The organism is Paenibacillus paridis (genome assembly GCF_006345825.1).
GTDB classification, from domain to species: domain Bacteria; phylum Bacillota; class Bacilli; order Paenibacillales; family Paenibacillaceae; genus Pristimantibacillus; species Pristimantibacillus paridis.
This window is the reverse complement of sequence record NZ_VCIX01000085.1, coordinates 170,028-193,253: the sequence shown is the minus strand read 5'-3', so window position 1 is coordinate 193,253 and position 23,226 is coordinate 170,028. Positions and strand designations below refer to the sequence as shown.

The 23,226-nt window shown below is 48.3% G+C and carries 32 protein-coding genes; 10 read left to right on the top strand and 22 right to left on the bottom strand.

Translation table 11 applies throughout. From position 1 onward, the window contains the following. Positions 1 to 2: 2 nt before the first annotated feature. The 5 genes from spoIIIAD to FJQ58_RS14295 form a co-directional block, all read right to left on the bottom strand. Entirely contained in the window at positions 3 to 398 is a 396-nt protein-coding gene (spoIIIAD, locus tag FJQ58_RS14315; RefSeq protein WP_139994493.1) for a stage III sporulation protein AD, read from the bottom strand. 40 nt (positions 399 to 438) lie between these two features. Next, positions 439 to 642, bottom strand: coding sequence for a stage III sporulation protein AC (spoIIIAC, locus tag FJQ58_RS14310; protein ID WP_139994491.1), 204 nt, complete (start codon positions 640 to 642; stop codon positions 439 to 441). 15 nt (positions 643 to 657) lie between these two features. Continuing rightward, the gene (gene spoIIIAB, locus FJQ58_RS14305) at positions 658 to 1,176 is read right to left on the bottom strand and encodes a stage III sporulation protein SpoIIIAB (RefSeq protein ID WP_139994489.1); all 519 of its coding nucleotides are present in this window, start codon (positions 1,174 to 1,176) and stop codon (positions 658 to 660) included. Then, a complete protein-coding gene (spoIIIAA, locus tag FJQ58_RS14300; RefSeq protein ID WP_139994487.1) occupies positions 1,173 to 2,222 on the bottom strand; it encodes a stage III sporulation protein AA in 1,050 nt (349 codons plus the stop codon). Before spoIIIAA ends, spoIIIAB begins: the two co-directional genes overlap by 4 nt. A 103-nt stretch (positions 2,223 to 2,325) precedes the next feature. Continuing rightward, positions 2,326 to 2,592: a YqhV family protein gene (locus FJQ58_RS14295; RefSeq protein ID WP_139994485.1), complete on the bottom strand. Its 267-nt coding sequence runs from the start codon at positions 2,590 to 2,592 to the stop codon at positions 2,326 to 2,328. 129 nt (positions 2,593 to 2,721) lie between these two features. Here FJQ58_RS14295 and FJQ58_RS14290 point away from each other — a divergent pair, with 129 nt between their 5' ends. Continuing rightward, complete coding sequence (locus tag FJQ58_RS14290) at positions 2,722 to 3,438, top strand: 2-phosphosulfolactate phosphatase (RefSeq protein WP_338016143.1); 717 nt, start codon at positions 2,722 to 2,724, stop codon at positions 3,436 to 3,438. Between the two features lie 145 nt (positions 3,439 to 3,583). Here FJQ58_RS14290 and FJQ58_RS14285 read toward each other — a convergent pair whose 3' ends face one another. The 5 genes from FJQ58_RS14285 to FJQ58_RS14265 all read right to left on the bottom strand — a co-directional run bounded on the left by FJQ58_RS14285 (position 3,584) and on the right by FJQ58_RS14265 (position 7,687). Then, positions 3,584 to 4,837 carry an aspartate kinase gene (locus tag FJQ58_RS14285; protein WP_139994483.1) on the bottom strand — a complete coding sequence of 418 codons (1,254 nt, stop codon included), beginning with the start codon at positions 4,835 to 4,837 and terminating at the stop codon, positions 3,584 to 3,586. A 130-nt stretch (positions 4,838 to 4,967) separates the two neighbouring features. Then, positions 4,968 to 5,525: an elongation factor P gene (gene efp, locus FJQ58_RS14280; RefSeq protein ID WP_139994481.1), complete on the bottom strand. Its 558-nt coding sequence runs from the start codon at positions 5,523 to 5,525 to the stop codon at positions 4,968 to 4,970. 28 nt (positions 5,526 to 5,553) lie between these two features. Further along, positions 5,554 to 6,627, bottom strand: coding sequence for a M24 family metallopeptidase (locus FJQ58_RS14275; protein WP_139994479.1), 1,074 nt, complete (start codon positions 6,625 to 6,627; stop codon positions 5,554 to 5,556). A 26-nt stretch (positions 6,628 to 6,653) separates the two neighbouring features. After that, positions 6,654 to 7,094: a type II 3-dehydroquinate dehydratase gene (gene aroQ, locus FJQ58_RS14270; RefSeq protein WP_139994477.1), complete on the bottom strand. Its 441-nt coding sequence runs from the start codon at positions 7,092 to 7,094 to the stop codon at positions 6,654 to 6,656. 89 nt (positions 7,095 to 7,183) lie between these two features. Further along, positions 7,184 to 7,687 carry a YqhR family membrane protein gene (locus FJQ58_RS14265; RefSeq protein ID WP_238404052.1) on the bottom strand — a complete coding sequence of 168 codons (504 nt, stop codon included), beginning with the start codon at positions 7,685 to 7,687 and terminating at the stop codon, positions 7,184 to 7,186. A gap of 214 nt (positions 7,688 to 7,901) precedes the next feature. Between FJQ58_RS14265 and FJQ58_RS14260 the strand changes: the two genes are divergently transcribed. Both FJQ58_RS14260 and FJQ58_RS14255 read left to right on the top strand, forming a co-directional pair. Beyond that, positions 7,902 to 8,864 carry a DUF1385 domain-containing protein gene (locus FJQ58_RS14260; RefSeq protein WP_139994473.1) on the top strand — a complete coding sequence of 321 codons (963 nt, stop codon included), beginning with the start codon at positions 7,902 to 7,904 and terminating at the stop codon, positions 8,862 to 8,864. Positions 8,865 to 8,902: 38 nt separating this feature from the next. Further along, positions 8,903 to 9,220, top strand: coding sequence for a hypothetical protein (locus FJQ58_RS14255; protein ID WP_139994471.1), 318 nt, complete (start codon positions 8,903 to 8,905; stop codon positions 9,218 to 9,220). Positions 9,221 to 9,295: 75 nt separating this feature from the next. Here the strand turns inward: FJQ58_RS14255 and mntR are convergent, their stop codons facing one another. Beyond that, positions 9,296 to 9,718 carry a transcriptional regulator MntR gene (mntR, locus tag FJQ58_RS14250; protein WP_139994469.1) on the bottom strand — a complete coding sequence of 141 codons (423 nt, stop codon included), beginning with the start codon at positions 9,716 to 9,718 and terminating at the stop codon, positions 9,296 to 9,298. A 210-nt stretch (positions 9,719 to 9,928) separates the two neighbouring features. Here mntR and splB point away from each other — a divergent pair, with 210 nt between their 5' ends. Next, a complete protein-coding gene (splB, locus tag FJQ58_RS14245) occupies positions 9,929 to 10,996 on the top strand; it encodes a spore photoproduct lyase (protein WP_139994467.1) in 1,068 nt (355 codons plus the stop codon). Between the two features lie 15 nt (positions 10,997 to 11,011). Here the strand turns inward: splB and FJQ58_RS14240 are convergent, their stop codons facing one another. The 10 genes from FJQ58_RS14240 to FJQ58_RS14195 all read right to left on the bottom strand — a co-directional run bounded on the left by FJQ58_RS14240 (position 11,012) and on the right by FJQ58_RS14195 (position 18,957). Further along, positions 11,012 to 11,725, bottom strand: a complete 714-nt coding sequence (locus FJQ58_RS14240; RefSeq protein ID WP_139994465.1) for a cytochrome c biogenesis CcdA family protein — start codon at positions 11,723 to 11,725, stop codon at positions 11,012 to 11,014. A 20-nt stretch (positions 11,726 to 11,745) separates the two neighbouring features. Next, complete coding sequence (locus FJQ58_RS14235) at positions 11,746 to 12,555, bottom strand: metal ABC transporter permease (RefSeq protein WP_139994463.1); 810 nt, start codon at positions 12,553 to 12,555, stop codon at positions 11,746 to 11,748. Further along, the gene (locus FJQ58_RS14230) at positions 12,539 to 13,363 is read right to left on the bottom strand and encodes a metal ABC transporter ATP-binding protein (RefSeq protein WP_139994461.1); all 825 of its coding nucleotides are present in this window, start codon (positions 13,361 to 13,363) and stop codon (positions 12,539 to 12,541) included. Before FJQ58_RS14230 ends, FJQ58_RS14235 begins: the two co-directional genes overlap by 17 nt. A 62-nt stretch (positions 13,364 to 13,425) precedes the next feature. Next, a complete protein-coding gene (locus FJQ58_RS14225; RefSeq protein WP_139994459.1) occupies positions 13,426 to 14,463 on the bottom strand; it encodes a metal ABC transporter solute-binding protein, Zn/Mn family in 1,038 nt (345 codons plus the stop codon). Positions 14,464 to 14,654: 191 nt separating this feature from the next. Then, positions 14,655 to 16,646 carry a methionine--tRNA ligase gene (gene metG / locus FJQ58_RS14220; RefSeq protein ID WP_139994457.1) on the bottom strand — a complete coding sequence of 664 codons (1,992 nt, stop codon included), beginning with the start codon at positions 16,644 to 16,646 and terminating at the stop codon, positions 14,655 to 14,657. A 505-nt stretch (positions 16,647 to 17,151) separates the two neighbouring features. After that, positions 17,152 to 17,409, bottom strand: a complete 258-nt coding sequence (yidD, locus tag FJQ58_RS14215; RefSeq protein ID WP_139994455.1) for a membrane protein insertion efficiency factor YidD — start codon at positions 17,407 to 17,409, stop codon at positions 17,152 to 17,154. Then, a complete protein-coding gene (locus tag FJQ58_RS14210; RefSeq protein WP_139994453.1) occupies positions 17,409 to 17,846 on the bottom strand; it encodes a Fur family transcriptional regulator in 438 nt (145 codons plus the stop codon). Before FJQ58_RS14210 ends, yidD begins: the two co-directional genes overlap by 1 nt. 74 nt (positions 17,847 to 17,920) lie before the next feature. Further along, positions 17,921 to 18,145 (bottom strand): hypothetical protein, encoded by a 225-nt coding sequence (locus tag FJQ58_RS14205; RefSeq protein WP_139994451.1) that lies wholly within the window; start codon positions 18,143 to 18,145, stop codon positions 17,921 to 17,923. Positions 18,146 to 18,181: 36 nt separating this feature from the next. After that, the gene (locus tag FJQ58_RS14200; protein ID WP_139994449.1) at positions 18,182 to 18,382 is read right to left on the bottom strand and encodes a hypothetical protein; all 201 of its coding nucleotides are present in this window, start codon (positions 18,380 to 18,382) and stop codon (positions 18,182 to 18,184) included. A 149-nt stretch (positions 18,383 to 18,531) separates the two neighbouring features. Then, complete coding sequence (locus FJQ58_RS14195) at positions 18,532 to 18,957, bottom strand: Hsp20/alpha crystallin family protein (RefSeq protein ID WP_139994447.1); 426 nt, start codon at positions 18,955 to 18,957, stop codon at positions 18,532 to 18,534. Positions 18,958 to 19,111: 154 nt separating this feature from the next. On the opposite strand from FJQ58_RS14195, the gene FJQ58_RS14190 reads away from it, so the two are divergent. From FJQ58_RS14190 to FJQ58_RS14170, 5 genes are read left to right on the top strand one after another with little or no spacing between them, the layout of a single operon-like run. Further along, a complete protein-coding gene (locus FJQ58_RS14190) occupies positions 19,112 to 19,339 on the top strand; it encodes a spore germination protein (protein WP_139994445.1) in 228 nt (75 codons plus the stop codon). Further along, complete coding sequence (locus FJQ58_RS14185; RefSeq protein ID WP_139994443.1) at positions 19,336 to 19,539, top strand: spore germination protein GerPB; 204 nt, start codon at positions 19,336 to 19,338, stop codon at positions 19,537 to 19,539. Before FJQ58_RS14190 ends, FJQ58_RS14185 begins: the two co-directional genes overlap by 4 nt. Positions 19,540 to 19,579: 40 nt before the next feature. After that, on the top strand, positions 19,580 to 20,248 hold the full coding sequence (gene gerPC, locus FJQ58_RS14180) for a spore germination protein GerPC (protein WP_139994441.1): 669 nt from the start codon (positions 19,580 to 19,582) through the stop codon (positions 20,246 to 20,248). After that, positions 20,249 to 20,455 carry a spore gernimation protein GerPD gene (locus tag FJQ58_RS14175; RefSeq protein WP_139994439.1) on the top strand — a complete coding sequence of 69 codons (207 nt, stop codon included), beginning with the start codon at positions 20,249 to 20,251 and terminating at the stop codon, positions 20,453 to 20,455. Between the two features lie 9 nt (positions 20,456 to 20,464). Further along, the gene (locus FJQ58_RS14170; RefSeq protein ID WP_139994437.1) at positions 20,465 to 20,905 is read left to right on the top strand and encodes a spore germination protein GerPE; all 441 of its coding nucleotides are present in this window, start codon (positions 20,465 to 20,467) and stop codon (positions 20,903 to 20,905) included. 193 nt (positions 20,906 to 21,098) lie between these two features. Here FJQ58_RS14170 and FJQ58_RS14165 read toward each other — a convergent pair whose 3' ends face one another. Continuing rightward, positions 21,099 to 22,127, bottom strand: a complete 1,029-nt coding sequence (locus FJQ58_RS14165; RefSeq protein ID WP_139994435.1) for a YeiH family protein — start codon at positions 22,125 to 22,127, stop codon at positions 21,099 to 21,101. A 196-nt stretch (positions 22,128 to 22,323) separates the two neighbouring features. Between FJQ58_RS14165 and FJQ58_RS14160 the strand changes: the two genes are divergently transcribed. Further along, positions 22,324 to 23,208, top strand: a complete 885-nt coding sequence (locus FJQ58_RS14160) for a LysR family transcriptional regulator (RefSeq protein WP_139994433.1) — start codon at positions 22,324 to 22,326, stop codon at positions 23,206 to 23,208. The last annotated feature ends 18 nt before the right edge of the window (positions 23,209 to 23,226 follow it).

The window sequence follows — 23,226 nt, the reverse complement described above, 5'->3', positions numbered from 1 at the left end:
CATCAACTCCCATCCGGCAGCAGTCCGATTACCGTCTCGACAATCACGCTTATAATGGGAACGGCCATGACGAGTATAAACACTTTGCCGGCAAATTCGATTTTAGAAGCGATGCCCTCTTGACCTGCATCCCTGACGATTTGCGCGCCAAACTCCGCAATGTACGCGATCCCGATTATTTTTAAGATCGTCTTCAAGTAAATGGACGGGATGCCTGAGCGGTTAGCCAAATCCTCAAGAACCGTGATGACGATCTCGATTTTGCCAATCAAATACAGGAAGATGAATATCCCCGTAAAAGCAGCCAGCAAAAATGCGAACATCGGCTTCTGCTCTCGAACGACCAGGATAAGAACAGTTGCCATCAAGCCAAGTCCGACGATTTGAATCATTTCCATTCCGGTTCACCTGCTTGCCTCAGCGCCTAACTTCTGACGTCTATTGAAACAAAAAAATGGTTTTAATTTCCTGGAACAACTCATTCAAGAGCCGAACCACCATAAACAGCACGACAACAAAACCGATAAGCGTAACCCAATGCGCCATATCTTCCTTGCCCATTTGCTTCAGCACCGAATGTATCATTGCGATAACAATTCCGATTCCGGCAATTTGGAAAATGGCGCTCACATCCATGTTCATTTGTGCGGCACCCCACTACACCATCAAAATGACGACCAGCACAGCGATCAATATCCCGAGACTTTTCCACATTTTCTCGTAACGCCCCTGATCGTCTCTCGCTGCGTCCTCCTCTGCCTTCAACTGCAACAATGCTAGATGGATATGTTTCATTTGGTCTTCTTTATCGCTAATTCCCAGCGTAGAGCCCAGCCGAATGAGCACTGACTGCTCGTTTTTTCGCATGGATGTCGATTCCCAATTTTCGTTTATCGCTTGCTCCCAGCTATCGCTGAAGCTGAAGCTTTCTGTTTCCCAAATGCCGTTTGCCGCCTTCCGAAAAATCGCAGCCAGCGGTTCCGGCGTCGCGGATGCGGTTCTCTCCAGCGCTTCAGGGAGCGGCGTGTGTCCATAGCCAATCTCCGTTTCCAGCCGTTGAAGGGCGTGAGCCAGCTGGCGCAGCTGCCTAGGGCGTTCTGCGAATTTGGCCGCCTGCTGAAAGCCGATCATCGTGCCTGCGAACAAAACCAAAACCGCGCCGAGCAGCTTGATCACGGATCATCAGCTCGATGCCGCCCTGCAAGGGCATGTACCGATTCAGACGCCAAGCGCTGCAAGGCAGACGCCTCGCGTGAAGAAGTCCGTCCTATAACCGATTCAGCCGGTACTACCCGGTGCATAATGCCCTGCTCCGTGCGCCTCAGCTCAACGACATACTTGAAGGCACCTTCATCAAGCAGCTTTTGAAGCACGGGTCTGCCTCTGGCATCCTGAAGGTCATAGGCATGCGCCGTTGCGACGATGCTGATTCCCGCATGGCTTGCCTCCCGAATCGCTTCCGCATCCTCCGGCCTTCCGATCTCGTCAGCAATCAACACCTCAGGCGACATGGAACGCACCAGCATCATCATCCCTTCCGCTTTCGGACAAGCATCCATGACATCTGTTCGCGGCCCCACATCAAAGGTAGGAATGCCGCGGACGCAAGCAGCAATCTCAGATCTTTCATCGACAATGCCCACTTTCCTGCCCTGCCAACCGCTGCTCTCCAGCGACGGCCAGAGGCCGTAGCTGACCGACCTTGCAATATCCCGAATAAGCGTTGTTTTCCCTTGTTGAGGCGGAGCAAGAATAAGTGTGGAGTGAAGCGTTTTTCTCGTTCGGTCAATCAGCTTGGGCAGCAAATGCGCGCTTGCGCCGATCACCTCTCTTGCGACGCGGATATTAAAGGCGCCAATGTCGCGAATACCTCGAACGACCCCGCCATCCAGAATCGTCCGGCCAGCCAGTCCAATGCGATGGCCTCCTGAAACGGTAATAAACCCTCTTCGCAGCTCCTCCTCCATCGCGTACAAAGAATAGTTGGTAATGCGCTCAAGCAGCTTGCGGCATGTATCTGCAGAGGGCTTGTATGCTCCGTCGGCAGCCTGCCTCAGCGAGCCGTCCATCATCATAAATCGGGATTGTCCACGAAAACCGATTTCCAGCGGCCTTCCCTCGCGAATCCGAATTTCCTCCAGCTGCTCCTGCATCGATTCAGGAAGTCGCTCCAGCAGCGTCTTCAGTTCCAAAGGCAGTAAATGCGCCACTCTTGCCAGCATGCGTTCATCACTCCCGGATGTTTGTCCTACGTAGTTCTTATTTGTATGCGGCCCTGGCAAAAATATGACAACCCCGATCATTTATTGATAGAGTTGCAATCTATTATTTTTTTAAAATACCAATCATCAAACAGATGACCCCTGCCCCGACCCAAAGAAATTTGGACGGCGACAGCTTGTCTGAAAGACCGACAAGTCCAACTGTCGTCGTAGCAATCAAGATTAGCGGGCCTACCAGCGCAAGAGATGAGTTGACAACAAGCGCTTTATCGATTTGGTTCAGCCTAAGCATGAGCAGCGCGGCGCAAATTTCAATCGTGCCCGATGTCAACCGCAGCGACGCCATGGTAAGCACAATTTTGTTCAGCATGATGAGACGACCTCCCTTCCTATTCGAAATGTTCTTTTAACATATGCACGCTTGTCTGCCTTTCATGCCGGGCACCAGCCCAGGAATAAGCGCATATAGTAATGCATTGAGCAAGGGAAGGGCGGAATAATGACCATGCAAGTACAGGTGATTTCCAGTGTGAATGAAGCCAGCACCGCAAAGTTCCATCATAAAACTGCGATTATTATCGATGTCCTGCGTGCAACGAGCACGATTGTTACCGCGATCGCTTCGGGGGCGTTATGTGTCGTTCCGGCTGAAACGGTGATGGAGGCAAGAGCGCTGCAGCGCGCGGGGGACTTGCTTGGTGGCGAGAGGTTCTGCCGAAAAATCGCAGGGTTTGACCTTGGGAATTCCCCGGAGGAGTATACCGAACAGGTCGTAGCAGGCAAACGAATCATTCTGACGACGACGAATGGCACAAGGGCTATTCATAAGTCGATGCGAGCCGACCACGTCCTGACCGCCTCTCTATTAAATGCGGAGGCTTGCGCACGGGCAGCCGTTGAATTGCGACGGGATGTGGTGATCCTATGCGCAGGAAGTCACGATGAATTCGCGATTGAGGATGGCCTGTGCGCGGGTTTTGTATTGGAGAAACTTCATGCATTCAGTCCGGTAGCGATTGAAATGGATGACTTCGGATCTGCTATGCTCGGTTTATACCGAAATCGTTCGGCACAGATAAGAGAGACGATGATGAATGGCATCACGGGGAGAAAGCTAATAAAGCTCGGATTGCGCAAAGACATCGAGGCCTGTTCTTTCATCGATATTTATCAAGACGTGCCACGCTTGAATGGTGACCAGTTAACGCGGAATTAACAATAACTATGCGCTGCGCGAGTAGATCATTTTTTAGTTCGACTGATACCAAAATTTTTCATCTCACTAACCATTTTGCTCAACCAAACAAGAAGAAGGCATGCTCTGCAGTTTGCAGAGCATGCCTTCTTTTATTCTGTATCCCTTAACGGCGATCTTGTGGACCGCCTACAAAAGCTTGCTCAGCCGTATCTAGGCCATATGCGGTATGAAGCGCACGCACGACATCATTCAAAGGTTCAGCGACGATTACGCAAGAACATTTGATTTCCGAAGTGCTGACCATCTTGATGCTGACGCCAATGGAAGAGATCGTTTCGAACATTTTCGCTGCAACGCCTGGATTGCTGACCATGCCCGCTCCAACAATGGATACTTTGACAAGATCGGATTCAGATGTCGTCTCTCGATAAGGAACGGTACTGCGGATGCCTTCGATAACCGAGATAGCTTTATCCTTATCATCGCCCGAGAGCGTGAAGGAGAAGTCGGCTTTCCCGTCTTGCACACCGCTTTGAACGATAATGTCAACATCGATGCCATTGCCTGCCAATGCGCCGAACACATGGGCTAGCACTCCCGGAACATCCTCTACACCCATAATGCTGATTCTAGCTACATTTTTGTCAAACGCGATGCCGCGAACGACCACGCCTTGCTCCATGACCGCTTCCTCCTTCACACTTGTTCCTTCATTTTGGGTAAAGCTTGAGCGCACAACAAGTTTCACATTGTTATGTTTAGCGTATTCCACGGCACGCGGATGCAAGACAGCCGCGCCCAAATTGGCAAGCTCTAGCATTTCATCATAAGAAATTTCATTCAGCTTGCGTGCGTTTTTCACTACCCGCGGATCGGTTGAATAAATGCCGTCCACATCCGTATAAATTTCGCACACGTCCGCTTTCATTGCTGCTGCCATGGCAACCGCTGTCGTGTCTGACCCGCCGCGACCGAGTGTCGTAATCTCTCCATCCTCAGTCATTCCTTGGAATCCCGCGATAATCGCAACATTGCCCTGTTCCAGCGCAGCAAAGACGCGCTCAGGGTGAATATTCGTCATCTTAGCCTTGCTATGAACCGCTTCCGTACGAATGCCTGCTTGCCATCCGGTAAAGGAAACGGCCTTTCCTCCAAGCTGGTGAACGGTCATCGATAGCAGCGCTATTGATATTTGCTCACCAACTGTCAATAGCATATCCATCTCGCGCGCCGGCGGATTTGGATTTAGCTGTTTGGACTGATCGATCAGATCGTCAGTCGTATCTCCCATGGCAGAAACAACAACAACAATGTCATTGCCCTCTTTCTGCCTGTCAATTATTCGCTTCGCTACACGCTGCATCCGCTCCGGCGTTCCTACGGAGCTGCCGCCAAACTTCATCACTATCAACGACAAAGCTGATTCACTCCCAACCCTGACATATACATACAAGTCAATATTATATCACAGCAAATGCTCCCATGGGTATATCCGCATACAAAAAAATAACCGCCCGAGTTGCATCGGACGGTTAATCAAGCTGCTGCTATGCGCGCGAGATATATTTGCCTTCGCGAGTATCGATCAGCAACACGTCGCCTTCGTTAATGAAAAGCGGCACTTGTACGTTAAGTCCTGTTTCGACTTTAGCTGTTTTCGTTGCGCCTTGCGCTGTATTTCCTTTTACGCCCGGCTCCGTCTCAACAACTTTAAGCTCAACGCTGTTTTGCATTTGAATCCCAAGAATTTCGCCTTGGTAGCTCGAAATGTTTACGTTCATATTTTCTTTCAGGAAGTTAAGCTCCCACTCCAGCTGCTTCTTGTCCAGGTTGAACTGATCAAACGTTTCATTATCCATGAACGTGTATTCCGATCCGGAATTGTAAAGGTATTGCACCTCACGGTTTTCGATAATGGCGCGGCCAATGCTCTCGCCTGCACGGAATGTTTTCTCAACAACGTTGCCGTTGCGAAGGTTTTTCAGCTTGGAGCGAACGAATGCCGCGCCTTTGCCAGGCTTAACGTGCTGGAAGTCAAGAACGGTGTAAATATCGGTATCTACTTGTACGGTTAAGCCTGTCTTAAAATCGTTTACTGAAATCATTGCTGATTCCCTCCTGAATGAATAGTCCTTATCCCAGAGTGATCAAGTCCTTCGGGGATGAGGTTAATATTTTAATACCGGTTTCCGTAATAACGATGTCATCCTCAATGCGCACGCCGCCAAAGCCGGGTACGTAAATGCCAGGTTCAACCGTAACCGTCATGCCGGGGGTTAAAATCGTTTCGCTAAGCTTGGACAATCTTGGCGCTTCATGAATTTCCATGCCAAGGCCGTGTCCGGTACCATGGCCGAACAGGTCGCCATAGCCGTATTTGGTAATGATGTCGCGAGTCAGGGCATCCGCTTCGCGGCCTGTCATCCCAGGCTTGATATGCGCAAGTGCATGCAGCTGCGCCTCAAGCACGATATTGTAGATTTCCAAATGCTTGGCCGTTGGCGTGCCAACAACGATAGTTCGCGTCAAATCAGAACAATAGCCATTATAATAGGCGCCAAAGTCAAGTTTGACAAACTCATTATTGCCGATAATCCGGTCACTGGCAACCCCATGAGGCAAAGCGGAACGCTCGCCAGAGGCTACGATGGTATCGAAGGAAGAAGAAGTTGCGCCGTGACTGCGCATATACACTTCCATCTCGAGGGCAATATCGGATTCGCGTACGCCCGGACGGATGACATTCAAAATATGCTTGAAGGTATGGTCTGCAAGATCTGCAGCTTCCTGCATAATTTTCAGTTCGGCTTCGTCTTTAATAATACGCAGCTTCTCTACCAGTCCGGAAGCAGGCTCAAGCGTAATGCCGTCCAATGTTTTCGACCACGCGGTAAACTCGCTGTAAACGACATGATCCTGCTCGAAAGCCAGCTTGGTCAGCTTGCTTTGATTAAGAAGCTCAAGCACATCCACAAGCGGGTTAGGCCCGTGCTCAACGATATGGAAGCCGCTCGCCTGCTGAGGGGCTTGTGTGCGATAGCGAAAATCGGTAAGCAGATAGCTTTCGCTGTGCGTAATGAGCACCATGCCTGAAGAGCCTGTGAAGCCGCTTATGTAGCGCCGGTTGTGCTCGCTTCCAATTAATATCGCTTCAAAGCGATGTTCTTCCATCAGTTGACGAAGTCGCTTTACTCTAGCGTTTGGCATAATCGCTTCACCCTTTCTTCTTTTGATTACGATTTTTGCAAATAATGCACGAGCGCCGTTAGACCGAGTTCATAGCTGTGAGAACCAAAGCCTGCGATCTGTCCGACCGCAATTGCAGCAATCACAGAAACATGCCGAAACGCTTCCCGCTTGTGGATGTTAGACATGTGCACCTCGATAACAGGCAGCCCAATGGTGCTGAGAGCATCACGCAGCGCATAGCTGTAATGCGTCCATGCGCCAGGATTAATGACAATACCGTCTACCTTGCCATATACGCTATGTATTCGATCAATCATTTCACCCTCGTGATTCGTTTGGAAAAAAGATACTTCTACGCCTAACTCCCCAGCCTTTGCAAGCAGGTTCGCTTCGATCGTCGCAAGTGTATCGCTTCCGTAAACGCCAGGCTCACGAATACCTAACATGTTTAGGTTCGGTCCGTTTAAAACCATAATTTTGTGCATGAATGCACCTCCCAAGCAACCGAATCCATTATAGGTTCAAAGATCATTAGCCATTTTACCACAAATGCCCGCCGCTTGAGAAGCAGAACTCATGACAGAGCTTTAATTGGTTCTCTGGAAGCCTCATCTGTAAATTCGAATGCGATCGAATAACCGATAAATACACCCCATAGCAAAAAAACGCAGAGCTCCGTAAACAGTGTATTCCATCCCGCTTTTGTAACCGGCTGCATTAAGCCCAACAAAGGTCCGACAGCAACGAACAGTATAGCCCACCATATCAATCCATAAACCACGCCGGGCCATGGCCCGCGCAATCGTCCCAAAATGACTTTGTAGAGCAGCGCCGCAATAATAGAGAAGATGACAAAAAAACCGATGCCAAGCACCTCTCCCCATCCCGTTTTTAGAAAAGCCGCCTTAAAAAAAGGGTCAGCGGCAAAGCCAGGCAGTACGCTCGTGAATTTCATTTCGTAGAACATCCAACGGACGATTCCCCAAATCAAGCCTGCAAAAAAACCTATTTTAGTGGAGAAAAGCCACGGGTTCGTGTGATGATCCTCGTAGTCGGATTTCTTGTTTTGTTTTGCCATAGGGATAACCTCCATTCAGAACTGTTTTATTGCTCTGCTTAGTATGTCAAAGAAAAGCAAACCGTAACCGCGCCTAGCTAACAGCCGGCATAACAAGTGCGGATGGTAACGTTGGCAATTGGCCTATAGATCAAGTACAATAGACTTACAAAGTTAAAGGTACACACGTCGGATAAATGAAGACGATATTCCAATCAAGGAAGGTGACAAGCACTTGCCGCAAGACTCCCGAAGCATATATGGTGGACAAGCGGTTATTGAAGGCGTAATGTTTGCTGGCAAACACGTTAACGTAACTGCAGTTCGACGCAAGAATGACGAAATTGTTTTTTATGAGGTACCGCGTACCAGCAAGCGCTGGGTTCAAGCACTAAAGAAAATCCCGCTCGTTCGAGGGGTTGTAGGCATACTTGAATCTAGTGCCAAAGGCTCGCAGCATTTAAATTTTTCAATGGAAGCCTATGCGGAAGATGAAGCTGGCGAAGAGAAAGATCCCGCCCAAGCTGAACAGGCTGCCAAACTAAAAGAAGAGAAAAAATCAGGCTGGAGCCTCAGCATGCTCGTTGGCGTTGCCGTTGCAGGCGTATTGTCGTTTGTATTCGGAAAGCTCATCTTTACTGCCGCGCCGGCTGCTCTCGAAGAATTATTGTTCTCCGGGGTATTTGAAAACAAAGTCGGTCATAATTTATTAGAAGGACTTATCAAAATCATATTGCTGCTCGCTTATTTATATTTTATCTCCATGACTCCGTTGATTAAGCGGCTGTTCCAATACCATGGTGCCGAGCATAAGGTGATAAGTGCCTATGAAGCCGGCGAGGATCTTACGGTACGCAATGTTCAAAAGTACAGCCGGCTGCATTACCGCTGCGGCTCCAGCTTTATCGTATTTACCGTAATCGTTGGCGTCGTGGTCTACTCCCTTCCTTTCTTTACATGGGATTCCATCTGGGAGCGGGTGTATATCCGCATCTTGCTGCTTCCCGTTGTTTTGGGCATTTCTTATGAGGTCCTGCGCTGGACGAACGCCCTACGCGAAGTTCCCGTACTACGTTATCTCGGCTTCCCAGGGCTATGGCTTCAACTGCTTACAACCAAAGAGCCGCGTGATGAACAGGTGGCGGTTTCTATCGCATCGTTCAATCGCATGCTCGAGCTTGATCGCCAAATGAAATAAGGAACGAAAACAGAATGATATAGAAAGGCGGTATTACCATGAGCAGAACACCAAGCAAATGGAATGTATGGTCAATTACATTATTGGCCTTGCTGGCGATTGGTCTCGTGTACAGCATCATTCGAAGCCCGCTCGCATTTATTATTCCCATTGCGGTCCTTGGCGGTATATTCCTGCTATATAAATATCCGCCTTCCTTCATAACGGGTAACCGCTCGCAGCAAGGTCGGACCCATGTGACTCAAAGCCGCACGAATGCTTCCAAAGCTAAGGCCAAAAAACCTCGCTCCAAAACCGTGCCGTTTCGTGTCATTGAAGGCGGCAAGGATGATGACGATTTGCCTAAATATCATTAATGCAACAAGAAAAGAAGGTCAGCGGCTAAGCCGCTGACCTTCTTTTTTTTGTTGCTTCCTTACGCCCCTTATGTATCACTCATTGTCCATATCAGCCCGAACGGCACGAAGCTCGTCCATTCTTTGAGAGTCGCGGCGGAAATATTCAACCAACGTTTCAATACAAGTAATGGAATCCCAGCTTAGATGATGCTCAATTCCTTCAACATCCTGATAAATATTTTCGTCTTGTACGCCAATGGTCGTTAAGAACGATTCCAGCAACTGATGGCGGTCAACCAATCTTTTCCCCATTTTCTTGCCTTTATTGGTCAGGACAAGCCCGCGATACTTCTCGTAGATCAAATAATTATCTTTGTCCAGCTTTTGAATCATTTTCGTTACGGAGGAGGGATGAACTTCCAACCCTTCTGCGATGTCCGAGACTCGCGCGTATCCTTTTTCGTCAATGAGCTTATAAATTCTTTCCAAGTAGTCTTCCATGCTCGGTGTCGGCACTGAAGAACCCCCTAACCATACTTCTTCACCTTGTTTCACAGGCGTTACTCTATGTATCATACACTGTTCGCTGCGTTCACTGCAACCTGTTCTCATTCCTGAACTGGTTACATGTTGTACGCAGCACTTGAACTTACCAGATTGAGAACCCCTTGTCCTCCACACAATAAAGAGCAATTGCAATTGATTGATAAACAGGAGGAATGACTGATGAGCACTGTGACTATTGATCGTCCGAAAGCGGATCGCTCCACCCTGTCCTTCGTTCCCGAGCTTGTTTATTTTGAACCATCCGCGCTGGATTATCCCAAAGGAAAGCGTATTTTCGAATGGGTAAAGAAGGAAGGCATCCCTTATCGAATGACCACTTCGCATAATCGCATCACGAATCTGCCTGGCGACACCGAACTTGAGCAATACAAAATTGCCAAGCGAACGCTCGTTGTTGGCATTCGTAAGACCTTAAAATTCGATACTTCCAAGCCATCGGCAGAATACGCTATTCCAATCGCCACCGGCTGCATGGCCCACTGCCATTATTGTTATTTGCAAACGACGCTAGGGGCCAAGCCTTACATTCGAGTTTACGTTAACATGGACGATATATTGGAAGCCGCTCAAGGCTATATTGACGAAAGAAAACCGGAAATCACCCGCTTCGAAGCAGCTTGTACGTCCGATCCCGTTGGGCTTGAGCCGATCTCGGGAAGCCTGCGGGAGCTCATTGAATTTTTTGGGAAGCAGGAGCTTGGCCGGCTGCGCTTTGTGACCAAATTTCACCATGTCGATTCGTTTCTTGATGCCAAGCACAATGGGCACACAAGAATCCGTTTCAGCGTCAACAGTAAATATGTGATCAAGCACTTTGAGCCTGCAACTTCTAAATTCGAGCAACGTATCGAGGCGGCCGCCAAGGTGGCAAGGGCAGGTTTTCCCATGGGCTTTATCATTGCCCCGATTATTTGGCATGAAGGCTGGGAGGAAGGCTACGGCGAGCTTATTTCGTCGCTTGCAGCGGCACTCCCTGCCGACGTAACCAAAGATTTGACCTTTGAGCTTATTCAGCACCGTTTTACGAAGACCGCAAAATCCGTTATTGAAAAGCGATATCCGAAGACGAAGCTTGAAATGGACATCGAGAAACGCAAATACAAATGGGGCCGTTGGGGACAAGGGAAATATGTTTACCCCGATGAACAAGCAAATGCGCTCCGCATGTTTATATCGGAGCGCATTTTCGAACATTTTCCAGAAGCAAAAATCGAATATTTCACTTAATTCTGTAAGCTGCTTCTAGAAAGCGAGCCACTCCGGGGTAATCATGTTGAGCCAAATCGTTATTTTTGTCATTTGGTCGGTGAACAACAATACGCCCATCAGAATCATAACGGCACCGCCGACCTTCATAACGGATGAAGAATATTTTAATATCCATCTTGCAGTTCCAAGGAAAAAGGCAAGTACAAAAAAAGGAATAGCAAATCCAAGCGCATAAGCCGATGTCAACTGAAACCAAGTGCCCGGCTCGGTCGCAGCCAAGCCGAGAATTGCGGTTAACGCCGGCCCCATGCATGGCGTCCAGCCAGCCGAAAAGCCGATTCCGAAGATGAAAGAACTGAGATAGCTGGCTTTCTTCGGAATCAGGTTCATTCTTCTTTCTTTCATTAGCAGCTGGGGCTGGAACAATCCGATCAGGAAAAGACCCATCAAAATAATTAAAATGGCTGAAAGCTGTCTGATCAACTGCCGATATTCACTGAAAAATTCAGCAAATACGTTCGTGCCGTAGCCTAACGCATAATAAACGGTACAAAATCCTAAAATGAAAAACAGCGTATGCGACATCGTTCGCATACGTTTTTGTTTAGCATTTGTATTTTCCTTGAGATCCGCTACCGATATGCCCGTTATGTAGGATAAATAGGAAGGATACAGCGGTAAACAGCAAGGAGAAATAAACGATGCAAAACCGGCGCCGAAAGCTAGCCAAATGTTAATATCCGACAACTATCCCCACTCCAATCCAATCAACTTCCAGTGCGTACACCGCGCTTGAATACTAGCAGCATCAGCAGAACGGCTATGAGCAGCAACACGATGGTACCGCCCGGGGCAAGATTCCACACGCCCGCGATCAACAAACCGGCAATAACGGCCAGTTCTCCGATAATGACAACGGTAATGACGCTTTGGCGGAAGCTGCGGGCAATAATCAAGCTGCAGGCAGCAGGTATCGTAAGCAGAGCCGAAACTAGCAGTGCGCCCACAATTTTAATAGATACGCTAATAATCAGTGCAGTAAGCACGCTTATCATAACATTATAAAATTTGACGGGCAAGCCGCTGACTGCCGCTGCATCCTCGTCAAACGTAATCAAGAACAGCTCCTTTACTTGCAGCCAAATGGCGACCAGTACAATGACAGTGACTCCCCCGATGACATACAAATCCGTATCGTTAAGGGTATAGATGCTTCCGAACAGGTAGCTGTTTACATTGCTATTAAATCCCTTCCCCATCGTAAATAAAAGCGAAGCAAGCGCTACGCCGCCCGACATGATAATCGCGATGGACAACTCAGCGTAAGATTTGTAGGCTTTACGGAGCTTCTCAATCGCAAAGGACGCTGCAATCGCAAACAGCAAGCCGACGGCGATCGGATAAACCCCGATTAAAAAACCAAGCGCCACACCGGCGATGGAGACATGGGATAACGTGTCTCCAATCATGGATAACCGGCGAAGCACAAGAAATAAGCCCATTAGCGGAGCGGTTACGCCGATAAGCAAACCGCCAATCAGGGCCCGTTGAAAAAACTCGCTAGTTACGATCTCCAATCAAAACAACCTCTTTCCTGCTCTCCATTTGCTCCCTTAGCCCTTTCAAGCTGTGGGCCAAGTCATTTTCAACGCAATCTTGCGTTTCGTGCGAGTGCTTGATATGAAACTTCAGCTTCCCGTTTCCTGCTGCGGGCTCTTGACCGAGATAAGAGCGAATCATATCCAGATCGTGAGACACCATTAGGAAGGTAATATTGTGATGCTGGTGCATATGCTTGATCATATGAAAGAAGCTTTCCTGCGTCTCCGTGTCGATACCCACTGTCGGCTCATCCAGAATGAGCAGCGAAGGGTTATTGATCAACGCTCTTGCCAAAAAGACGCGCTGCTGCTGACCGCCGGACAATTGACCGATTCGCTTGTCCTTCAGATCATCGATACCCATCGCATGAAGCGCATCCTCGCATTTCTTATGGTCCGCTTTATTCATTTTCTTAAACAGCTTGTTGCGTCCATATAATCCGGACAAAACCACTTCCCTTACCGTAGCAGGAAACAGGGGATTGAGCGAATTTTTTTGCGGAACGTATCCGATGCGTTCCCATTGCTTAAAGCGGTCTACTTTCTCTCCGAACAGACGGATCGTGCCGCTCGTAGGCTTCAACAAGCCAACAATCATGCGCAGCAGCGTCGTTTTTCCTGCTCCATTCGTTCCGATCAAACCAATGAAGTCCCGTTCCTTCACCGCAAAACTGAGATTAGAAATTACAGTTTGCTGTTGAAAAGAAAAAGAGACATCCTCCAAGGAGATAACCTCTTGGTGGCAGCTAGCGTCGGCATTCGTTATTCGATTTGATTGTGCCATCATTTCTCTCCTCACAGCAATACGGAGCTGCATAAATCAGCTCCGCCAGTTTGCCTTTTGTTCTATTGTAATGCTTGCACAAGATTTTGCAAGTTCCGCTCCATTAAGGTTAAATAAGTTTCGCCTTCTTTTTCCTGTGCTGGCGTCAACCCTTCCAGCGGATTAAGTACCATCGTCTCTACGTCTGCTTCGCTCGCAAGCGTCTTAGCTAATTGATCGGAGACCAGCTCTTCGAAGAAAATATATTTAACTCCATTGGCTTTCACATATTTTGCGATATTTAATAAATCTTGAGCACGCGGCTCTGCGTCTGGGCTAAGTCCCATGATCGAGATTTGCTTCAGTCCATAGTCGCGAGCGAGATATCCGAAGGCTTGATGGGAAGTTACAATATCTTTATTCGTAGTTTGGGATAGCTTGGCCGTATAGTCTGCATCTATCGCCTCGATTTTCAATTTTAAGGCTTCATAGTTTTTCTCGTAATCCGCCTGATTGGCACTATCCACTTCAATTAGGCTGTTTTTTACATTTTCCGCTAACTTTAATGCGGATTTTGGGCTGACCCATGTATGCGGGTCCAACCCGCCATGGTCATGGTCATGTGCTTCCTCATCAGCGTGTTCATCCGCATGCTCATGATCGTCCGCATGCTCATCCTCGTGCTCATCTTCCGTGCCTTCAATCAAGGCTATGCCATCACTAATTTCTTTTGTAATGACCGTGCTGTCCTTCGACAACCCCTTTAGAAAACCATCTACCCAGCCTTCAAGCCCTGCGCCATGATATAGGAACAGCTGTGCTTTGGAAGCCGTATCCAAGTCACGGCTCTTCGGTGTCCAGTCATGCGGCTCAACGCCCGCAGCTACAAGATTGGCAGCCTTGACATGCTCGCCGCCTATTTCAGAAGCAAGAAAATACAGAGGATAAAAGCTTGTCACTACGCTAACCTGTTGCTTAGCTCCATTGCTGGCTGGCTCCTCGCTATTGCTTGGAGCAGCAGCATCATTCTTGTTATTTCCACAGGCTGCTGCAAATACGAGCATGGCTGTAAGCAGCAGACTGAGCGCGATCAAGCGTTTCGATGATTTCGAATCTTTCATTTTAAGTTCTCTCCATTCTATCTTCTCTTTTTCGTAATCGTTATTATTACGTTTTGTATTATACGTCTTAATGAAATAGGCTGTCAACCCTATTTAAAAGATTGAATTCTCGTCTCAAATAAAAGTGCCTCGGAAACGATTATCGCTTCCGAAGCACCTTAATTAATCTTTTATAGCAACGCATAAGCCAATTATTTCACGACCGCTCCATTTGGCATGTCATCCGGCACAGAAGCAAGAGTCAGCTGATCGCCATGGGTAGCTGCCAGAATCATCCCCTGCGACAACTCACCGCGCAGCTTGACTGGTTTGAGGTTCGTCACGCAAATGACCTTGCGCCCTACCATTTGCTCTGGCGTATAGAACTTAGCTATGCCGGAGACGACCTGGCGCTGCTCGTATCCGAGATCCAACTGCAGCTTTAGCAGCTTGTCAGCTTTGTTTACCGGCTCTGCAGCGATTACCTGTGCTACACGCAGCTCAACTTTCGCAAATTCGTCGATTCCAATCTCTGGTTTCGTCTCCACAGGCGCTTGCTGAGAAGCATTCGCCTCATTTGCCGCCGCAGCCTGTTGTTCAACGGGTGCTGGCTGCACGCCGCCGCTCATTGCTGCAGCAATGAAAGCAGCTTCCTCGGCGGTATCCAGACGCGGGAACAATGGCGCGTCCTTGCTTACTTTTGTGCCGCCTGGTAGCGAGCCGAATTTTTTCGTGCTCTCCCACGAGGTTAGCTCGCCCGGTTCAATACCGAGCTGCTTCCACATTTCACGCGGGGAATGTGTCAGGAACGGCTGCAGCAGAATCGAGACAATGCGCAATGATTCCGCCAGATGGTGCATAACGGAAGCAAGCTCTGCTTTTTGATCCTCATTCTTCGCTAATGCCCAAGGCTGTGTTTCGTCAATATATTTGTTGGTCCGGCTGACAAGCTGCCATAACGAGGCGAGTGCAACGGAAAACTCCATGTTCTCAAGAGCTGCCTCCACCTGCGTGATCGTTTCAGCTGCAAGCTTCTGCAGCGACTCGTCGAACGCCGTCACCGTGCCGGCAAATGCCGGAATTTCGCCGTCAAAATATTTGTCGATCATCGCGATCGTCCGGTTCAATAGGTTGCCCAGATCATTGGCAAGATCAAAATTGATTCGTTCGATGAAGTTCTCTGGCGTAAACGCTCCGTCTGCTCCGAATGGCACCTCTCTAAGCAGATAATAACGAAGAGCATCAAGGCCGTAACGATTGATCAATACAACCGGATCAACAACCGTTCCTTTTGATTTAGACATCTTGCCTTCCTTCGTCAATAGCCAGCCATGTGCGAATACTTTCTTCGGAAGCGGCAAATCCAGCGCCATCAGCATGATCGGCCAATAAATCGTATGGAACCTTACAATTTCCTTGCCCACCAGATGAACGTCCGCCGGCCAGAAATCCTGGAATTTTTTATCATCGCCTTCGTTTCCGTAACCAAGCGCCGTAATATAATTGGACAAAGCGTCAATCCAAACATAAATGACGTGCTTCGGATCACCGGGAACCTTTATGCCCCAGTCGAAAGTTGTCCGGGATACGGCCAGGTCTTCGAGCCCAGGCTTAATAAAGTTGTTAATCATTTCGTTCTTGCGAGATTCCGGCTGAATGAAATCAGGATGGTCTTCATAATATTGCAGCAAGCGATCCGCATATTTGCTCATGCGGAAGAAGTAGCTTTCTTCCTTCACAAGCTCAACGGGGCGTCCGCAATCCGGACACTTTCCGTCCACAAGCTGACGTTCCAGGAAGAAGGATTCACAAGGCGTACAATACCAGCCCTCATAGCTGCCTTTGTAAATATCATCCTGTTCCATCAGCTGGGCGAAAATTTTCTCAACAACACGCTTATGGCGGTCCTCAGTCGTACGGATGAAATCATCATTGGATACTTCCAGCTTAGCCCATAGTTCCTTAATGCCCACAACGATATCATCAATAAATTGCTGAGGCGTTTGATCCTTTTCCTTCGCTCTGCGTTCGATTTTCTGCCCATGCTCGTCCGTTCCCGTCAAATACCATACATCATAACCGCGAAGCCGCTTGTAGCGTGCCATGGCATCGCCCGCCACCGTTGTGTACGCATGGCCGATATGAAGCTTGTCGCTTGGGTAATAAATAGGCGTTGTAATATAAAACGTTTTTTTGCTTGTCATTTTAACTCCCCCTATTTTCAATTTTATTGAAATATAAGCATTTATAAGTTTGTTCGCTTATAAAGGGCTTATAGTTCACCGTCAAAGCTACTTCAGCGTCTAAGGACGCCGAGGGCGTTTTTGCTTGATTAAAAAAACGCAAAAAACTCCCGTCCATCATGGGACGAGAGTTTGAACTCACGCGGTACCACCCAAATTTCAATCGCGAAAAAGCCGGATTCAGCCGACTCTTCGAGAGAGCTTCGTGTGCCGCCTATATGGCGGCTGTGCTGTTAACGCCAGCTTCGCGTCATTCCCTTACCTGGCCCCAAGCATGCTGCCAAAGCTCGAAAACAAATCCTCCCGGACCATTTTCCAATCGTATCCTTTACCGGCTTGCACCTTGTTTCCCGGCTCTCTGCGAAAGGCATCCCATTGTACTTATCCGTTCCTCGGATATATGGAGAAATCTAGAAATCATTTTACCCTTTAATAATCAAAATATACCGAAAGGTAGCTGCTTCTGTCAAGGTTCTTCTGTCTTGCCGCCAGAAACGGGCGGAACGGGATCATAACCGCCAGCGTTAAAGGGATGGCAGCGCGCAATCCGCTTAGCCGCAAGCCACGAGCCTTTCGCTGCGCCATGCTTCTCGATCGCTTCAAGCGCATACATCGAGCATGTCGGGTAAAATCGGCAGGAAGGCGGCAGCAATGGCGAAATTACCTTTCGATAAAAATGGATCGGCGCCTGAGTCGCTCTTCGCATGACTCTTTTCTCTGACATTAGCCCTCGCTTGCTGCTGGCTCGTCCTGCACACATTGCTTGCAGTAGCCGAACACCTCAAATTTGTGCTTTACGACTTTAAAATCATCAGGCACAGCCGTCTGCTCCATCGGACAGAACGTGATCGGATAGGTCATTCCGCATTGCAAGCAAATCATATGGTGATGGTGATCATTTTCCCTGCAATGCAGCTTGAACTTGCCGCCATCCTCAAATATGACTTGCTCAAGCACGCCTAGTTCTTCCATCACGCGTAAATTCCGGTAAACCGTATCAAAGCTTAGTCCCGTATAAGACCTTCCCATATATTCATAGACTTCCTTGGGAGCAAGGTAACCCTGGGTCTCCGAGAATAGCTTGGCAAGCGTCTTCCGCTGATCTGTAATCCGCAAGCCCTGACTGGACATGCGTCGTATGATGTCTTCCATTGTATGCATATGTCGAACCTCCGAACGAATAGTTGTCTATCTCCATAATGACGAAAAAAAAAGCTCTCGTCAATGAGAGCCGCTTAACCATTTAATTTCATGTTGATCATAAAACTGGCCGACATGGCCAAGAACAATACAATACTAAGAATACCGATAAGCTTGCGCCTTGTGTTTAGACGCTGAATGAGAGCAGAATCGCTCGTCTGGCGTTTCGTTTCTGAGTACGAACGGTGTACGAACATATAAGTAATAACGGAAACCACAAACAGCATGTTCACGAAAAACCATATGATTGTCCAGGTCAAACCAATAACCTCCGGTTGTGGTCAGCTATATACATGCTATAGATACCATTTGTTTAATATATACATAAAGACGACGAAGCTGACGATAGCGCCTGCGAAGCTAAACCAGCCTGTACGAAATTTCTGCTGAAACATCCGTAAGATACCAAAACTAAGCAATCCGAAAATAAGCATGATAAAAACAATTCCAAGTATGAATAACGAAGCAGATACACTGCTTACATCGACTAGTGACACCGAACACACTCCCTTTTTTGCTATTATGTATATGTTCACTAGACATTATAAGGGATTGGCGAGCCATTAGCCAGCAGCAATCCCTGTCGATTTCGTGACAATTATAACTTCTAAGGCTGCTGCGCGACCACTACATGCACCAGCTCCGGTTACCAGCGCACAACCGTCTCATGATATGTGCGGTTCGTTGGTCTTTTCTGCAGCTTCACCTGCAGCACGCCATCCTTTATAAGCGTCTTACATACGCGCGGTTTTACCAGTTTCGGCAGCTTAATTATTTCGGGTTTGCCGCCAGGCAGGCCATCAAGGCGCAGCCGATCTTCTCTGACAAACAACCGAAGCTGCTCCTTCTCGAAGCCGGTGGGCAAATTTATTTTCACATGCAAGAAGCTGCGTGTCTCCGAGAAGGTCGCTGACCCGCCCCCAATCATGACGCCAGCTGCTTCAGGCAGCGCTTTAGTCATCATTTTCCGTACATATTGCTCTACCCAATCCGGTTCGCGAAGCAGCTCAAAGCCTTTAGGCATCTGCTGCCTCTCCATCCATTTCTCCATATCATCCCATTTGGATGCCACAAGCAAACACCGCCTTCCAGCACTCCTACCAGCATATGCGCCTAGTCATCCACACGATACTTATGAAGCGGGAACCTCTGGGCGAATGCCGCATAAGATAGATTAACTCAGCGTTGCCACTCCAGAAAAAAGCGCATGAAAAAGGAGGATGCTTATGCCAGCTGTCGTCGGTTTTGTCAAAATAGTAAGTACTGGCTCCGGCTCCATTGTACAATTCGGTGATTCGCTCGAAGTATCGCCCAACAGCACTTCCAAAACGTATGCAGGATCAGGCTCTTTCTTGACGGGAAGCTTAACGAATTCCAATAACGCTGTCAGCGCTACAAATACCCTTGATCCGGATGTGCAGGATAGCTCGAATAATGAAGTGAGTGCGATATGAATTTAACCATTCATCAACAAATTACAATTCATCAGCTTAGAGTAGACAGCGTCGCCAACAGCTCAGTCTTGCAAGTGGGCAGCGCAGGTTCGATACGATCACTTTCCCAGCTTTACAATACGGGTGGGTTCACGGGTCCCGCTCCGCAGCTTGGCGAAGACAATCCTCTCTCCTTCGTCCCCCTGCCAAACCCAACCTAAGGGTGTGTCTGACCCTGCATCAAGAAGGAGGTCATTTCTCATGCAGCAGCAAAATCCGCTTTCCCCTTGGCAGATGTGGTCACTCGATGTTCAACATAAGCTTAAAGAACAGCAAGAGCAGCTTGCAGCGCTTGAGGCAACGGTCGCTGCTTTATGCGAGCAGGTAAAGCAGCTTGAAGCGCGACCTACTTATAACATCGAAAGCATCGAATATCATTTTGACCAATTGAAGGTTGAGAAGCTGGATGGCACTTTGAACATCGGAATGACAACTCCCGGAATGGGCGATGACCAGGGGCCAGGAAATATCGACCAGTTGTCGGTGCCGAAGCAGCAGTTCTTCCCCTCCGCTGGACCATCCATACCGGCGCCGACTCCAGCTTACAATGATGTTTTTTCCGGTATGACCCGCTACTTGGAAACGGAAGCTCCGCAAAGGCTGCAAGCCTATGAGAATGAGCTTTGTATTCCGCTTGATCCCTTCCATAGAAGAATCATTATCGAGGATATTCGCAAGCAGGTGCCTACGCGCATCCAATATTATATGCAGCAAAGAACAAAAGAAGGAGCAGAACAGTCAGCAGCCTGCGATAATGAATCGATTGTAGCTGACGTCCTTGCCAGAACAACGAGAGATGCCGACGCCGCTCTGCTGGCCTATATGCGCCAGCTGCAAACCGGCAAGCCCGCATCAGGAGGGATGACATAGATGCTTCATTTCAAGGTTATTAATCATCAGCTCTGCGTTGGCCAAATCGAAATACTTGGTGTATCCAGTGCTTCTATGATGCAAGTAGGAGATACGGATATCGTTTCCTTATACGCCATGTTTGACACGCCTCCAGAGTCCGTTGTTGTCGGCCCGATTGCCCCATTCCCTCTGCCTGGCAATGCTGCGGGCACAGAGGGGGAATAAGATTCGCCTATGGAATCTTATTCTAATCAGCCAGTGGAAGGATTTCCTATTCGAACAGCATATGTAGGCTCTGTTTGCATTATCAGCGCGTCGCAGTCAGCCATTGTGCAATTCGGAGACCGGGCGGAAACGAATGCAAAGCTTCGCGCTTTGGCCCTTCAGCGGCAAGAGGACCATCTCACGGGGGGCGATGTTTTTTTTGAATCCTACGCGATTTTTGATCGCCCGCTGCCTGAATTGATAGATCCGGACTTTGATCGAGGCCAGGTTGTGCAGCTTCAACGAACAAACTGTTCCCCCCACATTGCAGTGGGGCATATTCAAGTTATTGCCACCAGCTCGTCCGCAAGTCTGCTGGTAGGCAACGGGATGCGCTTGACTGGAGAATCACGTATTAAACACATACGGCAGTACCCGCGTCCAAAACCGTTTCCTCCGGTCGGCTGTTAACGCCGTTCATCAATGTTCATTGCGCTGTTATGTCATTTTGTTGCTTCCAGCTTCATGCAGGCCTAAGCGTTCATGCGCCTAAGGCGCTTCATATATCATTTCGTTTGCAAAAGGCCAATTGCAAGCTAATGAAAATAAAGCCCCCGAATATAAATTCGGGAGCTTTATTTTGGTTTCTATTTTGGGTTCTTCCCTATCCCAAGTGAAAAAAGCGCACAAGCGATAGCCCAAGGACCGACAGCATAACAGAGCCGATGAGTCCCGCCAAGAAAGGCTTCTTGCCCAATCGTTTGAACAGAACAAAATCAACGCCAAGCCCAAGACCAGCCATCGCCATCGCTAGAAGTAAATAGGCAGCAGAGAGAAGCTGCTCTCCCATCGTATTAGGTATAAACCCTGCTGTATGGATACCGCTCATGGCAAGAAAACCTAGTATGAACCAAGGAATCGGAAGATGTTTAAAGCGGCTACCTTCGGTTGGCTTTTCAGTACGCCTGTGCCATAGGCCAATCAGGATTGCAACTGGGACGAGCATAGCTACACGCGACATCTTGACGATAACCGCCATATCCGTTGCTTCCTGCCCGCCAGGCGCGGCGGCCGCAATAACATGGGCAACCTCATGCAGCGTAGCTCCGGCAAAGATGCCATAACCGATATCGCTTAATTGCAGCACAGGATAGATAAATGTGTAAATGAGCGTGAAAATTGTGCCTAATATCGCTACTGTAGCCGCACTAATCGCAGTCTCATGATCTTTGGCTTTCAGCTGAGGAGCTATAGCAACTACGGCTGCAGCACCACAAATCGCTGTGCCACAAGCGGTTAACAGCGCCAGTTTTTTGTCTATTTTCAGCCATTTTCCCAGCAGGCAAACAACCAAAATCGCAAACCCAATATTGATTGCCGCAATCGCGAACACTTGGGGTCCCGCATTTACAATATCCATCAAATTCAAGCGCACCCCAAGCAAAACAATGCCAATCCGCAGCAGCCTTTTGCTTGAGAAGGCAATCCCTCCTGACACGTGGGCAGGTACGCCTACCAAAGCTTTAAAAGCCATCCCTAGCAAAATTGCCAGCACCAATGGACCCGTGACGGATAAGAAAGGAAGTTCGGAGATATAATTGGCAGCGAGGGCAATCAGTGCCGTTATGGATAGACCGTACATAAATCCAATACCTTGAAAGGACTGGGCAGCTATTCTATTTTTGCTAATCATATTTTTCACTCCTACACCGGGATGACCTTATGAAATCGTCGATGTCTTTACTATAGAATCCAAAGTGCACAAAGTGAAATACCTAATCGCTATCCGTACGATTAGGTTTACTTATGATTGGGTTTGTCGAATCGTTAGAATTAGCTTATGATTAGGTTATGCAAGACTAACAAGGATCTAATAATGAGGGATAATAATGATTATTGAAGCGTTGCGCGTCTTTGTCACCGTGACGGAGCAAAGCCATTTCTCCAGGGCTGCAGAGCTATTGAACATCTCGCAGCCAGGCGTCAGCTTGCACATCCGCAATTTGGAGAACGAGATTGGCGCCAAGCTTCTCCATCGTTCCCCCAAGCAGGTTCGCCTTACAGAGGCTGGCCATATTCTCTATCAGAAGGCGAAACAGATTTTGCGTTTATACGAGGAGGCCAAGCAAGACGTTCGACTGCTGCAGGATCAAGTTACGGGAACCGTTCACATAGGGGCTAGCTTTACCATTGGCGAATATGTGCTGCCCAAGCAGCTCGCAGCGTTTGCAGCACAATATCCCTTGGTCGCCATTGAAGTTACCATAGGAAACACAGAGGAAATTGTACAAGCCGTTCGGACAAAAGAGCTGGATATCGGACTAATCGAAGGAGAAACCCAAGCGGTTGATCTCCATATTATTCCTTATATGAAGGATGAAATGATCATCATAGCCCCCGCAGACCATCCTCTTTCCAGCCAACGCTTTATTAATGGGGTAATGCTCCAAGATCAAGTATGGGTTCTTAGGGAAATCGGTTCAGGTACACGCGCGTATAGCGATCAATTTATCCAAAGTGCCGGCATAACGCCGAAGCGGACCTACGTTTTCAACAGCAGCCAAAGCGTAAAGGAATCCGTCGTGGCTGGCTTAGGCATCGCCATGCTTTCGAGATGGATCGTACGTAAAGAGCTTGAACTCGGTGAACTAACAGAGCTTCGTCTTCATGCGGCAAGCTTGGAGCGCAGCTTCTCCATCATTCGCCATAAGGAAGAAAAGACGATGATGGCGGCTCACATGTTTATTCAACGCCTATTGGCAGCAGATAATTAATTTCCTTTTCCCAACATA

Bases quoted from the DNA above. Each gene is read 5' to 3' on its own strand.
- efp (WP_139994481.1), bottom strand. From the start codon at position 5,525: ATGATTTCAGTAAACGATTTTAAGACAGGCTTAACCGTACAAGTAGAT.
- FJQ58_RS14255 (WP_139994471.1), top strand. From the start codon at position 8,903: ATGAGCAGAACACCAAGCAAATGGAATGTATGGTCAATTACATTATTG.
- FJQ58_RS14160 (WP_139994433.1), top strand. From the start codon at position 22,324: ATGATTATTGAAGCGTTGCGCGTCTTTGTCACCGTGACGGAGCAAAGC.
- FJQ58_RS14185 (WP_139994443.1), top strand. From the start codon at position 19,336: ATGAATTTAACCATTCATCAACAAATTACAATTCATCAGCTTAGAGTA.
- FJQ58_RS14210 (WP_139994453.1), bottom strand. From the start codon at position 17,846: ATGCATACAATGGAAGACATCATACGACGCATGTCCAGTCAGGGCTTG.
- FJQ58_RS14225 (WP_139994459.1), bottom strand. From the start codon at position 14,463: ATGAAAGATTCGAAATCATCGAAACGCTTGATCGCGCTCAGTCTGCTG.
- gerPC (WP_139994441.1), top strand. From the start codon at position 19,580: ATGCAGCAGCAAAATCCGCTTTCCCCTTGGCAGATGTGGTCACTCGAT.
- FJQ58_RS14230 (WP_139994461.1), bottom strand. From the start codon at position 13,363: ATGGCACAATCAAATCGAATAACGAATGCCGACGCTAGCTGCCACCAA.
- metG (WP_139994457.1), bottom strand. From the start codon at position 16,646: ATGACAAGCAAAAAAACGTTTTATATTACAACGCCTATTTATTACCCA.
- aroQ (WP_139994477.1), bottom strand. From the start codon at position 7,094: ATGCACAAAATTATGGTTTTAAACGGACCGAACCTAAACATGTTAGGT.
- splB (WP_139994467.1), top strand. From the start codon at position 9,929: ATGAGCACTGTGACTATTGATCGTCCGAAAGCGGATCGCTCCACCCTG.
- FJQ58_RS14190 (WP_139994445.1), top strand. From the start codon at position 19,112: ATGCCAGCTGTCGTCGGTTTTGTCAAAATAGTAAGTACTGGCTCCGGC.
- FJQ58_RS14170 (WP_139994437.1), top strand. From the start codon at position 20,465: ATGGAATCTTATTCTAATCAGCCAGTGGAAGGATTTCCTATTCGAACA.
- FJQ58_RS14265 (WP_238404052.1), bottom strand. From the start codon at position 7,687: ATGGCAAAACAAAACAAGAAATCCGACTACGAGGATCATCACACGAAC.
- spoIIIAC (WP_139994491.1), bottom strand. From the start codon at position 642: ATGAACATGGATGTGAGCGCCATTTTCCAAATTGCCGGAATCGGAATT.
- FJQ58_RS14295 (WP_139994485.1), bottom strand. From the start codon at position 2,592: ATGCTGAACAAAATTGTGCTTACCATGGCGTCGCTGCGGTTGACATCG.
- yidD (WP_139994455.1), bottom strand. From the start codon at position 17,409: ATGTCAGAGAAAAGAGTCATGCGAAGAGCGACTCAGGCGCCGATCCAT.
- spoIIIAA (WP_139994487.1), bottom strand. From the start codon at position 2,222: ATGCTGGCAAGAGTGGCGCATTTACTGCCTTTGGAACTGAAGACGCTG.
- FJQ58_RS14175 (WP_139994439.1), top strand. From the start codon at position 20,249: ATGCTTCATTTCAAGGTTATTAATCATCAGCTCTGCGTTGGCCAAATC.
- FJQ58_RS14275 (WP_139994479.1), bottom strand. From the start codon at position 6,627: ATGCCAAACGCTAGAGTAAAGCGACTTCGTCAACTGATGGAAGAACAT.
- spoIIIAD (WP_139994493.1), bottom strand. From the start codon at position 398: ATGGAAATGATTCAAATCGTCGGACTTGGCTTGATGGCAACTGTTCTT.
- FJQ58_RS14290 (WP_338016143.1), top strand. From the start codon at position 2,722: ATGACCATGCAAGTACAGGTGATTTCCAGTGTGAATGAAGCCAGCACC.
- FJQ58_RS14165 (WP_139994435.1), bottom strand. From the start codon at position 22,127: ATGATTAGCAAAAATAGAATAGCTGCCCAGTCCTTTCAAGGTATTGGA.